At 73.0% G+C, this 13149-nt stretch carries 14 protein-coding genes and 1 pseudogene; 6 read left to right on the plus strand and 9 right to left on the minus strand.

Annotation, left to right across the window (positions count from 1 at the left end):
* The first annotated feature begins 4 nt into the window (after nt 1–4).
* Nucleotides 5–1384, plus strand: a complete 1380-nt coding sequence (locus AC27IY_RS12830; protein WP_487178100.1) for an FAD-dependent monooxygenase — start codon at nt 5–7, stop codon at nt 1382–1384.
* Here the strand turns inward: AC27IY_RS12830 and AC27IY_RS12835 are convergent.
* The 7 genes from AC27IY_RS12835 to AC27IY_RS12865 all read right to left on the minus strand — a co-directional run bounded on the left by AC27IY_RS12835 (nt 1381) and on the right by AC27IY_RS12865 (nt 7898).
* The gene (locus AC27IY_RS12835) at nt 1381–2205 is read right to left on the minus strand and encodes a class I SAM-dependent methyltransferase (protein WP_449952625.1); all 825 of its coding nucleotides are present in this window, start codon (nt 2203–2205) and stop codon (nt 1381–1383) included. The genes AC27IY_RS12830 and AC27IY_RS12835 overlap by 4 nt on opposite strands.
* Before the next feature lie 87 nt (nt 2206–2292).
* The gene (locus AC27IY_RS12840) at nt 2293–3120 is read right to left on the minus strand and encodes a phosphoenolpyruvate hydrolase family protein (protein WP_423470825.1); all 828 of its coding nucleotides are present in this window, start codon (nt 3118–3120) and stop codon (nt 2293–2295) included.
* Complete coding sequence (locus AC27IY_RS12845; protein ID WP_423448203.1) at nt 3117–4358, minus strand: Tm-1-like ATP-binding domain-containing protein; 1242 nt, start codon at nt 4356–4358, stop codon at nt 3117–3119. The genes AC27IY_RS12840 and AC27IY_RS12845 overlap by 4 nt, the downstream gene beginning before the upstream one ends.
* Before the next feature lie 108 nt (nt 4359–4466).
* Nucleotides 4467–5744 carry a cytochrome P450 gene (locus tag AC27IY_RS12850; RefSeq protein WP_364462381.1) on the minus strand — a complete coding sequence of 426 codons (1278 nt, stop codon included), beginning with the start codon at nt 5742–5744 and terminating at the stop codon, nt 4467–4469.
* Nucleotides 5745–5754: 10 nt separating this feature from the next.
* Nucleotides 5755–5946 carry a ferredoxin gene (locus AC27IY_RS12855; protein WP_364462378.1) on the minus strand — a complete coding sequence of 64 codons (192 nt, stop codon included), beginning with the start codon at nt 5944–5946 and terminating at the stop codon, nt 5755–5757.
* A complete protein-coding gene (locus tag AC27IY_RS12860; protein WP_364462375.1) occupies nt 5943–6566 on the minus strand; it encodes a TetR family transcriptional regulator in 624 nt (207 codons plus the stop codon). The genes AC27IY_RS12855 and AC27IY_RS12860 overlap by 4 nt, the downstream gene beginning before the upstream one ends.
* A gap of 264 nt (nt 6567–6830) precedes the next feature.
* Nucleotides 6831–7898: an ArsR/SmtB family transcription factor gene (locus tag AC27IY_RS12865; RefSeq protein ID WP_487178101.1), complete on the minus strand. Its 1068-nt coding sequence runs from the start codon at nt 7896–7898 to the stop codon at nt 6831–6833.
* A gap of 60 nt (nt 7899–7958) precedes the next feature.
* On the opposite strand from AC27IY_RS12865, the gene AC27IY_RS12870 reads away from it, so the two are divergent.
* Nucleotides 7959–9176 (plus strand): MFS transporter, encoded by a 1218-nt coding sequence (locus AC27IY_RS12870; protein ID WP_423448209.1) that lies wholly within the window; start codon nt 7959–7961, stop codon nt 9174–9176.
* A gap of 90 nt (nt 9177–9266) precedes the next feature.
* On the opposite strand, the pseudogene AC27IY_RS12875 reads toward AC27IY_RS12870, so the two are convergent.
* Nucleotides 9267–9743, minus strand: a pseudogene (locus AC27IY_RS12875) (alpha/beta hydrolase); the annotation flags it as partial.
* Between AC27IY_RS12875 and AC27IY_RS12880 the strand changes: the two are divergent.
* Entirely contained in the window at nt 9654–9980 is a 327-nt protein-coding gene (locus tag AC27IY_RS12880) for a hypothetical protein (RefSeq protein ID WP_487178102.1), read from the plus strand. The pseudogene AC27IY_RS12875 and the gene AC27IY_RS12880 sit on opposite strands and share 90 nt — an antisense overlap.
* Nucleotides 9981–10064: 84 nt before the next feature.
* Here AC27IY_RS12880 and AC27IY_RS12885 read toward each other — a convergent pair whose 3' ends face one another.
* Complete coding sequence (locus AC27IY_RS12885; RefSeq protein ID WP_487178103.1) at nt 10065–10331, minus strand: hypothetical protein; 267 nt, start codon at nt 10329–10331, stop codon at nt 10065–10067.
* A 429-nt stretch (nt 10332–10760) separates the two neighbouring features.
* On the opposite strand from AC27IY_RS12885, the gene AC27IY_RS12890 reads away from it, so the two are divergent.
* From AC27IY_RS12890 to AC27IY_RS12900, 3 genes are read left to right on the plus strand one after another with little or no spacing between them, the layout of a single operon-like run.
* On the plus strand, nt 10761–11840 hold the full coding sequence (locus AC27IY_RS12890; RefSeq protein ID WP_487178104.1) for a TOMM precursor leader peptide-binding protein: 1080 nt from the start codon (nt 10761–10763) through the stop codon (nt 11838–11840).
* Nucleotides 11810–12793 (plus strand): hypothetical protein, encoded by a 984-nt coding sequence (locus AC27IY_RS12895; protein ID WP_487178105.1) that lies wholly within the window; start codon nt 11810–11812, stop codon nt 12791–12793. Before AC27IY_RS12890 ends, AC27IY_RS12895 begins: the two co-directional genes overlap by 31 nt.
* Nucleotides 12790–13089, plus strand: coding sequence for a hypothetical protein (locus AC27IY_RS12900; RefSeq protein WP_487178106.1), 300 nt, complete (start codon nt 12790–12792; stop codon nt 13087–13089). Before AC27IY_RS12895 ends, AC27IY_RS12900 begins: the two co-directional genes overlap by 4 nt.
* Nucleotides 13090–13149: the final 60 nt, after the last annotated feature.

The raw sequence follows: 13149 nt of genomic DNA on the forward strand, positions 1-13149 counted from the left end.
GCGCATGACGGATGACACGAACGTGCTCATCGCCGGCGCCGGGCCCACGGGGCTCACGCTCGCGGTGGAGCTGGCCAGACGCGGCATCGAGCACCGCCTGGTGGAGCGGGCGCCGGAGCCCTCGGCCGGGTCGAAGGGCAAGGGGCTGCAGCCGCGCACGCTGGAGATCCTCGACGACCTCGGGGTGATCGGGCGGGTGCTGGCGACGGCGGCGCCGTACCCGCCGCTGCGGGTCAGGGTCGGCAGGGCGCCGCTGTACCGGGGCCGCATGCACCGGCGGGCGGCGGCGAGCGAGGCGGTGCCGTACCCGACCGTGCTGATGCACCCGCAGTGGCGCACCGAGGAGGTCCTGCGCGAGCGGCTGGCGGAGCTGGGCGGGAAGGTGGAGCACGGCGCGGAGCTGACCGGCTTCGAGCAGGACGCGGACGGCGTGACCGCCCGGCTGGGCACCGGCGCGACGGTCAGGGCCCGCTACCTCGTGGCGGCCGACGGCGGCCGCAGCCCGGTGCGCAAGGCGCTCGGCATCGGCTTCGCGGGCGAGACGCGGGAGGAGGAGCGCATGATGCTCGGCGACGTACGGGTGGACGGGCTCGACCGGGACCACATCCACGTCTGGCTCCGGCCCGGCCAGGGCATGCTGGCGCTCTACCCGATGGCGGGTACCGGCACGTTCCAGCTCCTCGCGCCGCTCCGGCCGGGCGTGGAGCCCGACCTGACCCTGGCCGGGTTCCAGCGGGTCTTCGCCGAGCGCTCGATGCAGCGCCGGGCGCGGGTCACCGAGCTGTCGTGGTCCTCGCTCTACCGGGTCAACATCCGGCTGGCCGACCGCTACCGCGCCGGGCGGGTGTTCCTCGCCGGGGACGCCGCGCACGTCCACTCCCCCGCCGGCGGGCAGGGGCTCAACACCGGCGTGCAGGACGCGTACAACCTGGGCTGGAAGCTCGCCCGCGCCCTCTCCGGCGCGCCGGCCGCGCTGCTGGACACCTACGAGGAGGAGCGCCGCCCGGTCGCGGCCCGCGTGCTGGGACTCAGCACCGGCCTGCACGACAGGAAGACGTTCCGGCGCGACGAGGAGACCTACCAGCTCCGGCTCGGCTACCGGGGCGGCACGCTGGCCCGCGCCGGCGGCGACCGGGTGCCGGACGGGCCGGTGCGGCTCGCCGACGGCCGCCGGGCGCGGATGTTCGACCTGCTGAGGGGGCCGCACTTCACTCTGCTGTCGCCGGACCCCGCGCCCGCCGTCCCCGGCGGGCCGCAGGTGCGGGCGTACGCGCCCGCCGAGCCGTACGGCGGCAGGCGGCACACCCTCATCAGGCCCGACGGGTACGTCGGGATCGCCACCGACTCCACCGGAGAGCTCGCCGGCTACCTGGCCCTGGTCTAGCGGCGGGTCCCGACGGCCTCCAGGTAGTCGCCGACCGCCAGCAGCGTCCCGTCGCCGGACCGGTTGAAGGCGACCGGCACCCCGGCCAGCTCGGCGGCGAAGCCGCGCCGGGTGTCCTCGTCGAGCGTGCCCGCCATCCGGTGGATCGGCCCGTAGTAGGCGATGAACCACTCGGCGAAGTGCTCGGGCGAGTGGAAGGCGAACTCGAACGTACGGGTGGTGAGCGCGGTCCACTCGACCTCGCCGCCGAACAGCTCGCGCAGCCGCTCCGGCGTCCCCCACAGCATGGGCGAGCGGACCTGCGGCGGGGGCGGGGCGTACTTGCCGATCGTCCGGAACATCTCGCCCACCAGCCCGTCGGGCGTCCAGGAGGCCAGCGCGACCGTGCCGCCGGGCCGGGTGACGCGCAGCAGCTCGGCGGCGGCCCGCTCCTGGTCGGGCGCGAACATCACGCCGACGGTGCTGAGCGAGACGTCGAAGGCGGCGTCGGGGAACGGCAGCGCCTCGGCGTCCCCTTCGGCGAACGCCACCTCCAGGCGCTCGGCCGCGGCCCGCACGCGCCCCTGCTCCAGCAGGGCGGGCACGTAGTCGAGGCCGGTGGCCTCGGCGAAGCGCCTGGCCGCGGCGAGTGCGGCGTTGCCCTGGCCGCAGGCCACGTCGAGCACGCGCTGCCCGGCGCGCACGCCGGCCGCCTCGACGAGGCGTTCGGCCATCGGCTGCAGGGTCACGCCGACGCGGGCGTAGTCGCCGGACTCCCAGGCCAGCCGCTGGCGTTCCTTCACTTCCGCCAGTCCGGCGGTCGGATGCGGTGTCGTCCCCATGAGGTCCCTCCCGGTGTGGTGCGATCGTCCGGGGGGAGGGCGTTCCATCCCGTTCCATGCTAGGCGAGCCGGCCGCGCGGCCCCTCGTCACGCCCCCGGGCGCAGCGACTTGAAGGCGCGGACCTGCTCGGTGATGGCCCGCTCGGTCGGCAGCCGCTCCACCGACGAGGCCCCGAAGAACCCGGCCACCCCCTCGGTACGCGCCAGCACGTGCGCGGCGTCCTCCGGCTCGGCGATGGGCCCGCCGTGACAGAGCACCAGCACGTCGGGCCGGACCGCGACGGCGGCGTCCCGCATGGCCTGCACCCGCTCGGCGGCCTCGTCCAGGCTCAGCGCGGTGCCGGCGCCGATGCTGCCCTTGGTGGTCAGCCCGACGTGCGGCACCAGCACGTCGGCCCCGGCCTCGGTCATGGCCCGCGCCTGCTCCTCGTCGAAGACGTAGGGGGCGGTGACCAGGTCGCGCTCGCGGGCCAGCCGGATCAGCTCGACCTCCAGGTCGAAGCCCATGCCGGTCTCCTCCAGGTTCTGCCGGAAGGTGCCGTCGTACAGGCCGACGGTCGGGAAGTTCTGCACGCCGGCGAAGCCCATGGCCTTGAGCTGGTCGAGGAAGTACGGCATGACACGGAACGGGTCCGTGCCGCACACCCCGGCCAGCACCGGCGTGTCCCGGACGACCGGCAGCACCTCGGCGGCCATCTCCACGACGATCTGGTTCGCGTCGCCGTACGGCAGCAGCCCGGCCAGCGAGCCCCGCCCCGCCATGCGGTAGCGGCCGGAGTTGTAGATGATGATCAGATCCACGCCGCCGGCCTCGGCGCACTTGGCCGACAGGCCGGTGCCGGCGCCCGCGCCGATCACGGGCCGGCCGGCGGCGACCGTCGCGCGCAGCCTGGCAAGGACGTCCTGCCGGTTCAAGAGGCACCTCCGGTGATCAGCTCGTGCAGCCGGTCGGCCATGGCCCGGCCGAAGTCGGGGTCGTTGATGTGCAGGTCCAGGTCCTCGACGGCGACGGCGGAGCCGCGCAGGCCCTCCACCAGGGCCTCGAAACAGGCGGCGTCGGCCTCGGGGCGGGCGAACGCGCCGCCGGGCGCGTCCAGCGCGGAGACTCCCCGCCGGGGCAGGAACAGCGCGGCCGGGCCGCGCGCCCGGCGCAGCTTGGCGGCCACGCGGCGGCCGAGCTCGGCCATCTCCTCCGGGGTGGTGCGCATCAGCGTCACGGTCGGGTTGTGCGCGTACAGCAGACGGCCGGTGAACTCGGAGGGCACGCTGTCCTGCGGCCCGAAGTTCACCATGTCGAGCGCGCCGGGCGCGACGACCTGCGGCACGCCCTGCCGCCCGGCGGCGGTGAGCCGGTCGGGACCCGCCGACAGCACGCCGCCCACCAGGTCGTCGGCCAGCTCGGTGGTGGTCAGGTCGAGCACCCCGGCCAGCATGCCGCTGCCGGCCAGGCCCTCCAGGGCCCGGCCGCCGGAGCCGGTGGCGTGGAAGACCAGCACCTCGTAGCCGAGCTCGGCGAGCCGGTCGCGGGCGGCGACCACGGCCGGGGTGGTGACCCCGAACATCGACGCGCCGATCAGCGGCCGGTCCGGCAGCCCCGCGGTCTGCACGGCCTTGGCGAGCTGGTAGGCCCGCGCCATGCCCGCGGCGGCGGCCGCCGCGTTGCCGAGGATGGCGCGCGAGAGCCGGTTGATCCCGGCGATGTCGACCACGCTGTACATCATCGTGACGTCGCTGGCCCCGACGTAGGGCGAGACGTCCCCGGCCGCCATCGTGGAGACGATGAGCTTGGGCAGCCCGATCGGCAGGTCGCGGACGGCCCGCGCGGCGATCGAGGAGCCGCCGCTGCCGCCCAGCGCCAGCACGGCGTCCACCCGGCCGTCGCCGTGCAGCCCGTCGACGACGACGGCCGCGCCCTCCCCCATCGCGGCGACGGCCGCGCCCCGGTCGCCCGCCTCCCGCAGCGCCCGCAGGTCCGCGCCCGCCGCCTCGGCGACCCGCCCGGCGGGGACGTCGGCGAGCAGGGTGTCCCCGTGCTCGCCCACGCCCACGTCGATCACGACGACGTCGCTGCCCAGCTCGACGAGCCGGTTGCGCAGCCACGCGTACTCCTCGCCCTTGGTGTCGAGCGTGCCGATCAGTACGACGGACGGCATGTTCTGGCCTCACCTCAGCGCTGGTCGATCCCGGGGGAACCGGACGGTCCCGCTGTGATGTGCCCCGTCATCCGCTTTCCACGCCGGCCGGCTCCCGGCCCCGCCTTCCTACGGGCGGCCGAGACGCAGGGGCAGGCTGCGCGGGCCGCGTACCTGGCCGGCCGCCCACGTCACCCCGGCCGGGTCGGCGAGCCCGAACTCCGGCACCCGCTCCAGCCACACCTCCAGCGCCACCCGCAGCTCCATCCTGGCCAGATGGGAGCCCACGCAGCGGTGGATGCCGAGGCCGAAGGCCACGTGCCGGTTGACCTTGCGGTCGATGACGACCTCGTCCGCCTGCTCGAACTGCGCGGGGTCGCGGTTGGCCGCGGGGAACGACAGCAGCACCCAGTCGTCGGCCTTCATGTCCACGCCGTTCCAGTGCATGTCCTCCTTGACCAGCCGGGCCATCGTCACCGGCGCGTACACCCGCAGGAACTCCTCCATCGCGGTCGGCACCAGGCCGGGCTCGGCGACCAGCCGCTCGCGGTCGGCGGGCGTCTTCGCCAGGTGCCACAGGGACGCGCCGATGGCGCTCCAGGTCGTGTCGATGCCCGCGATGAGCAGCAGCGCCATCGTGCCGGCCACGTGGGACGGGTCGAGCTTGCGGCCGTACAGCTCGGCCTCGATGAGGTACGTCGTCAGGTCGTCGCGCGGGTGGTCGAGGTGGTCGCGGATCTGGGCGAGCAGGTAGTCGAACAGCTCGTCCATCCGCTCGATCCGCTCCTCCGGCGGCAGGTTGACGCCTTCGAGCGAGCTCTCGATGAACTCCCGGAACCGGGGCCCGTCCTCCTGCGGGAAGCCGAGCATGTCGGCGATGACGCGGACCGGGATGTGCTGGGCGTAGTCGCGGGCGGCGTCGACGACGTCGCGGCCCTCGAAGGCGTCGATGAGCTGGTGGCAGAAGGCCCGGGTGGGCCCCTCCATCCGGGAGACGGCCGTCTTGGTGAAGGCCGGCAGCAGCAGCTTGCGGGCGTCGTGGTGGAAGGGCGGGTCGGAGGAGATCGGCGGCGTGCCGCCCACCGGGGCCAGCTCCTTGGGCGGGCGGAAGTTGCTCATGATGATCGACCGGGACGAGAAGCGCTCGGTGTCGTAGGCGATGGCCGCGACGTCCTCGTAGCGGGTGGGCAGCCAGCCGCCGCCGAACCGGTCGGTGTGCGCGATGGGGCAGCGCTGACGCAGATCGTCCTGGATGGGGTACGGGTCCGCGGCCCACTCCGGCTCCAGGTGGGAGAAGTCGGTCGCCCAGTCGGAGACGGGGCCGGTGATGACCTCGTTGCGGGTGCCGAGCGGCTCGTCCTCGCGGGTCTCACGGAAGCCTTGGGTGAAGCGGTCGTCAACGGTCATGCCACGCCTCCTAGAGGATCTCGATCGCCCGCTCGGGGCAGTTGGCCACCGCCAGGCGCGCCGTGCGCTCCTCGCCCTCCGGCACGGCGCCGCCGCCGACGACCTGGCCGTAGCCCTCGTCGTCCTCGGCGAACAGCGCGGGAGCCAGGTCGTAGCAGCGGCCGTGCCCCTGGCAGCGTTCCGGGTCGATCTTCACTTTCACTGGGGTGCTCCGCTCTCTGGTGGGGTCCCGCTCTCTGCCGGGGCGAACGCCCGGACGACGCGGGTGAGCAGCGCCGTCCACTCCTCGTCCTCGACGGCGTGCAGGTCGGGGGTGATCAGCGCGCTGCCCATGGCGAGGAGCAGGCAGAAGTGGGCCAGCGCGCCCGCCGGCAGCGCGGGGTCGAGCTCGCCGTCGTCCTGGGCGGCGCGGACCAGCCCGGCGAGCCATTCGGCGCGCTCGCCGACGTAGTCGCGCATCGGGCGGGCCATGTCCTCGTCGCGGCGGGCGGCGGTGAGGGCCTCCACGATGAGGTAACCGGGCGCGTCGCGGCGGCGCGGCAGGTTCCTGCCGAGGACGAGCAGCAGCTCGGTGGCCGTACGGTCGGGGTCGGCGGCGACCAGCCTGGCCAGCGTCTGCCGCCCGTGGGCGCGCAGCGCCGCCACGATCAGCTCGGCCTTGGAGCCGAAGTGGGCGTACATCGCCCCGTTGCTGACGCCCGCGGCGGCGGCGATGTCGGCGACCCGCGTGCCGTCGTAGCCGCGCTCGGCGAACACCTCCGCGGCGGCGAGCAGCAGCCTCTCCCGGGTTTCCGCGGCGCTGACGCCGGCGATGCGACCCATGTGCGAATTAAAAGAGCGTTCATTTGTTGCGTCAAGAGGTAACCACGAGAACGTCGATGACCCGTGACTGATGTCCTTCGCGACCGGAGCGTGAAGAAGATCCGGGCAACGGTGAAGTCCGAGTGTGCGTACCCTTCGCGAAAGGAGTGCCATGGCTGCGCCACCCGACGCCCGTGGCGTGCTGGAAGACCACACCGTGGTCGAACGCTCACGCGACGAGCCCGACCTGTTCGCGCTCCTCTACGACCGCTACTTCGGTGACCTCTACCGCTCCGCGGTCCTGACCAGCGGTCCGACCGACACCCCGCCCGGGAGTTCGGCGGTTCCCGCCCGTCCCTGCTCGTGACCGCTCGGTGCGGGGCCCGCGTCGCCGGCGAGCAGCGTCTCGGCGACGGCCGTACGGGCATAGAGCACGTATCTCCCCGTGCGGTGCGCGCTGGCCAGCCCGGCCCTGCGGAGAGCGGTGAGGTGCTGGCTCGCGCCCGGTTCCGACAGGTCGAGGCGGGCGGCCAGCTCCTTGGTCGAGGCGGGCTGGTCGAGTTCGGCCAGCAGCCGGGTGCGGGTCCGGCCGAGCACGGCGGCCAGCGCCTGTGGCGGGTCGCTCTCGCGGCGCTCCCAGAGCGTCGCGACGCCGCGCGGGGGGTAGCGGATCGTGGGCTGCCAGGGCGGGGACGTGATGGAGAAGACACGCGGCCAGGTGAACACCGATGGCACGAGCAACAGTCCCAGGCCGCCCAGCGGGCGCACACCTTCACAGACGGTCTTGGGCAGGCGCAGTGTCTCCCCCTCCCACGTCACGGCGGGGTCGAGGTCGCTGAGCATGCGCCGCAGGCCGCCCTCGGCCAGCAATCTGGCGCGGTAGAGCACGTCGCCTTCGAGCAAGGCCCGTACGCGCGGCCAGTAGGGCGCGATGGCCGCTTCCCAGTAGCCGCGGATCTCCTCGGCCAGCCGTTCGAGGCCGCCCACGGGGTCGGCGTAGAGCTCTTGGAGTGCTCGGGTGCGCGGACCGTCCCAGGCGTCGAAACCCTCCTGGACCAGGGGTGCCATCGCCGCCATTCCGGCCAGCTCGACCTCCAGGTCGGGCACGGAGGTCGCGGGCGGCGGACAGACGAAGCCGACGATCGAGATCGTCGGCACCGGCACCAGGTCGGACAGCAACCGCCAGTCGACATCGGCGAGCCGCCGCCGCACCTGTTCGGCCCAGGGCTTGAGCACGGCATGCGCGGCCGGATTCTTCACCACCCGCACGCTGGCGACGACCTCCCACAGAGGAGAAACCGCGAAACGGACATTGGCCGCATCCCGTGCGGTGAACGTCAGCTCAAGGCCCATCCGATTCGTCCTCTGCTTAATCAATAGCGCCCGGACCGACGATTCCAGCATCTAGACGGCATGACAACCGCTGCCGAGCCTCCGCTCCTGCACGACCCCTCCTTCAGAAACCTCTACCTGGCGTCGGCGGTCAGCCAGTTCGGCACCCAGGTCGGCTACGTGGCGATGCCCCTGCTCGCGGTGATCGCCCTCGACGCCGGGCCCGGCGAAGTGGGACTGCTCAGCGCCCTCACCACCATCACCGTGCTCGTGCTCGGCCTGCCCGCCGGAGCATGGGTGGACCGGGTCAGGCGCCGCCCGGTGATGATCGCGACGGACCTGGTCCGCGCCGCGCTTCTGCTGTCGGTGACGGTCACGTGGTGGCTGGACGCCCTCACGATGACCCAGCTGTACGGCGTCGCCGTCGCGACGGGAGTCGGCACGCTCTTCTTCGACGTCGCCTCGCAGAGCACGGTCCCGCACCTGGTCGGCCGGGACCGGCTCACCGCCGCGAACTCGGTGCTCGTCGGCACGAACGCGGCGATGGACGTGGGCGGCAGAAGCTCCGCCGGGGTGCTGGTGGCTCTCGCGGGCGCGCCGGTGGCGATCCTGCTCGACGCGCTCACCTACCTGTGGTCGGCCGTGTGGCTGTGCCGGATCAGCAAGCCCGAGCCCGCGCCCGCCCCCGTGCCCGGCGAGCGACTCGGACGGCAGATCGGCGAAGGGGTGCGATTCCTCTTCGGCCACCGGGTCCTCACCGCCATCGCGGCCCAAGGCGGCATGACGAACCTCGCCTTCCCGCTCTGCTCGACGCTGCTGCCCGTGCTGCTCGTCGACGAGCTCGGGCATCCCGCCTGGGTGCTCGGGGCCTACCTTGCCGCCGGCGGGCTCGGTGTGCTGGCCGGCTCCTCGACGGCTCACCTGATCGGGCGACGGTTCGGCCACGGGCGGGCCGTGTGGATCGTCGGCCTGACCACCGCGCCGTTCGCGCTGCTGGTGCCGTTCGTCGGCTGGAGCGTCTGGATCTCGGCGGCCGCGTGGAGCATCTTGTCCTTCCGGACAGGAGTGAACAACGTGCTGCTCGTCAGCTTCAGGCAGAAGGTCACCCCCGACCCGATGCTCGGCCGGATGAACGCCACCATGCGCCTGATCCTCATGGGTGCGGTCGGCGTCGGCGGCCTGCTGGCGGGCCTTCTCGGCGAGGTCTGGGGCATCGGGACGGCGATGTGGGCAGGCGCGGCGCTCATGGCGCTCAGCTGGATACCGATCTGGCTCAGCCCGCTCCGCCACGAGGTCTGACGCAGGCCGGCGTTCCAGGCTCCGGTCCGGTGCTCGGACGCCGGGGCGCGGCCGGCTCCCGCCGTCGTCCGCCGGCCCGCACTCCACGTCAGCGGCGGGGAGCCGTCCCTCCAGCAGGTACGCGTCCACCGCCTCGTTGACGCAGCGCGCACCGCTCCTGTACGCGGTGTGCCCGTGACCATGCAGCGTGACCAGCACCGAGCCGGTCAGCGTGGCCCTGAGCTCCTGTACCCCTTCATAGGGCACGACGGGGTCGCCGTCCACGCCGACCACCATGACGGGCGGCACTCGCGTGGGGCCCTGGTGCAGGCGGCTCGGCAGAGCCGTTCCCGGGACCGGGTCCCAGCCCTGGCAGTACAGCGCGCTCCACACGGTCAGGGCGCCGGTGACGGGGGCCGTGCGGCGCGCGATCCCGGCCTGCCGCGCGACGTCCTCGGGATCGGGCCGGGTCGGGTCGTCGGCGCAGGAGATCGCGGCGTGGGCGTCACGGGAGAAGAACGCGTCCCCGTCATAGGTCCTGGCCGCGGCGTGCAGCGGCGCGCCGTCGCCTTCGAGTCCCTTGGCCAGCGCCCTGCGGAGCTCGGGCCAGTCGTCGCGCAGCAAGTGCTCGATGCCCTCGACGGCCGTGGCGTCGTCGAGCCTGCCGCCGGAGACGTCGAGGGGGCGGGAGTCGAGCCTCGCCAGGAATTTCCTGAGCTGTTCGAGCCCGGCATCCGCCTGGGTCCCAGCGGGCAGTCCGGCCGTCCGGCGCAGTCCGCGACGAAGGCTCTGATCGGCTCGTCGGAAACGGCGGTGCCGTCGTAGAGGGGCGGGTTCCTGGCCTGGACCAGGGCGTCGATCTCTTGCGGTGTCTCCGGTGTCCGGTCCACCCGCAGGTAAGGGAGGGGCTCACCGGCGGGGCGGCAGTTCCGGATGGCGGGCGGGCAGCCGTGCGAGCGCCAGGTCGATCGTGCGCTCCTCGGGCGCGCCGTGGTCGAGCGGGACCTTGATGCGGGCGCACTGCACGTCGAGGCTGCCGGGGCAGCGTTCCCAGACGGGACGCTGGGCGCGCAGGGCCGCGTCCGACTGGGCGGTGAGCGCGCCGTAGCCCCACCAGGCCGGCACGCCGATGAGGATCGCGGCCACGGGGAGGGCACGGAGGAGACGACGGATCAAGGGTGGCTCCCGAGGGCCGCGACAGCTGTGACGAATTATCGGGAAATAAAAGCACAGGCGTGGCTCCCTGCTGATCAGCTTGCCCGGCCACCTGAGGTGGTGGTGGTCCGGGAGGGGCGGCATTGACACGCGGACTTAACGGATGTGAGGATCTTGGACGGCAGAAGGCGAACGGGATTCGTGTTCATTCGCGGCCTTTCGCCAATTTTCGGGGAGTCTCCTCCCCGGCCCGAGGCGGAAGCGAGGAGATGTCGATGAAGAAGAAGATCGCCGTCAAGATCAGGAAGCTCGAGAAGATCGAGACCACCATCAACCGCGGCGGACAGAGCGGCTGATCTCACCCACAGACCAAGAACCGGTCGGCCGTCGGCCGGCCGGTTCTGCTTTTCCCGCGTGAAGGAGAGGGTTCCCGAGTTGCGTCTGCCCAGGGTGAAACGTGTTCACCAGCCGTTCGTGCTGCCCGGGAATCGCATCGTCATCGGACTGTCCCAGTTCGGGGTGGCCTCCGAGATAGCCGACGACGAGGACGGCAGCGTCGCCGCGATCCTCGCCCTGATAGACGGCACCCGGACCGTCGAGGAGATCTGCGCCGACTTCGCGAAGACGCACCCCGGCGTGGACGACGACAGCGTGCGCGAGGTGATCGGCGACCTGGTCGGGAGCGGCTTCGCCGAGGACGCCGGAGCGCCCGTGCCGGCGAACCTCACCGAGCACGACCTCGCCCGGCACGAGTCGGCCCGGCACTTCTTCAGCTGGATCGACACGGAGCCGCGTACGTCGCCGCACGAGATCCAGTCCAAGATCAAGCAAGCCAGGGTGAGCCTGCTCGGCGTGGGCGGCACCGGGTCGGCCGTAGCGGCGGGGCTGGTGGCGAGCGGCATCGGGGCGCTGCGCGTCGCCGACTTCGACACCGTCGAGGAGTCGAACCTGACCCGCCAGCTCCTGTACGCCGAGACGGACGTGGGCAAGCCCAAGGTGGACCAGGCGGTCGCCCGGCTGCGGGCGATGAACGGCGCGGTCGCCGTGACCGGGAGCGACGTCAAGGCGACCGGCCCCGAGGACATCGTGGAGCTGATGGCCGGCTGCGACCTGTTCGTCCTGTGCGCGGACGAACCGCATCCGGAGATCGTCGAGTGGACCAACGAGGCGGCGCTGCGGACCGGCACCCCGTGGTTCATGAGCCTCTACACCGGGCCGATGGTCGTCGTGGGCTCGTTCGTGCCGGGCGAGACCGGCTGCTGGGCCTGCCTGAACCGGCAGGAGGAGGCCCGCAAGGAGAAGGAGCTCGGGCGGCTGCTGGCCGAGTCGCGGCCGAACGCGGTGGTCGCGGCCAGCGCGAACATCAGCGGGCACCTGTGCGCGCTGGAGATCCTGTACCAGCTGGGCGGCCTGCCGGCGCAGACCCGCGGCAGGGTCTTCCACTGGAACCTGGCCGTCTGGGACCACCAGTACTTCATCGACGTCCCGCACGACGGCGCGTGCCCGGCCTGCGGGCCTGGAGCACGGTGAGCGCCCAGGCGGCCGAGGTCGGCGCGGGCAGCGTCGTACGCTTCCATCACCTCGTCGTCCGCCCGGACGACGACGACCCCGACGCGATCATCGTCGGCCGCCCGGACCTCGGCGAGTTCGTCGAGCTGCCCGCCGTGTGCGGGGAGGTGATCCGGCTGCTCGGCGAGGGACGGCCGGTCGCGGAGGTCGAGGCCGCCGTCGCCGCCGAGCACGACGTCGAGCTGGACGTGGCCGACCTCGTGGAGTCCCTGTCCGACCTGGCCTTCGTGGCCGAGGTCGACGGGCTCCCCGTGCCCGGCCCGGCGTCCGAGCCGGTGGCCGGCCACTTCCCCGGCGTCACCGAGCGGCACGTCCGATGGGTCTTCGGCAGGCCGATGAAGCTCTTCTGGCTCGCCGTCGTCGCGGCCGCGGCGCTGACCGTCGTCGCCGAGCCCGGCCTGTTCCCCCGGCACCAGGACTTCTTCTGGAGCGGCTACACCGGGCTCTCCGTCCTGGTCAACACGGCCTTCTTCTCCGTCGTGGCGAGCGTGCACGAGCTGATGCACCTGACGGCGGCGCGTTCGCTCGGCGCGCCGGCCAGGATCGGGTTCGGCACCAGGCTGCACTACCTCGTCGTGCAGACCGACGTCACCGCCATCTGGGGAGTGCCCCGGCGGCGGCGGTACCGGGTGTACCTGGCCGGGATGGCCTCCGACCTCTTCCTCATCGCGACGATGACCCTGGCCGTCGCGTACCTGCCGCTGCCCGGCCCGGTCGAGGCGCTGCTGCGGGCCTTCACGCTGACCACGCTGCTGTGCCTGCCGCTCCAGGCGCAGATCTACATGCGGACCGACCTCTACTTCGTGCTCCGCGACCTGCTGCGGTGGGGGAACTGTTCGGCGACGGCCTGTGCTATGCCCGGTACCTGCTCGCCAGAGCGGCCGCCACGTTCAGGAGGCCGGCCGCGCCGGTGACCGACCCCACCGGCGAGCTCGCCCCGCACGAGCGGCGCGCGGTGCGGATCTACGCCGTCGCCCTCGCGGCCGGCAGCTCGATCACGTTGACGGTCTTCGCCTTCTACGGCGCGCCGATCGTCGTCGGCGGGCTGACCGCCGCGCTCACCGCCCTCTGGGACGGGCTGCACGGCGGCCCCGTGCTCGCCGCGGTCGACGCCGGGCTGCTCATCCTGGTCGAGGGCGGGATCCAGGTGCTGTTCCTGGCGACCTTCGTGCGGACGCACCGGCACTGGTTCCGCCGGTCGAGGCCGTGACCGGGCCGGCTGTCCCGTAGCGAACGCCGAGCCCGGCCGATCGCGGTGATCGGCCGGGCT

Source organism: Nonomuraea sp. B208, from assembly GCF_057536035.1.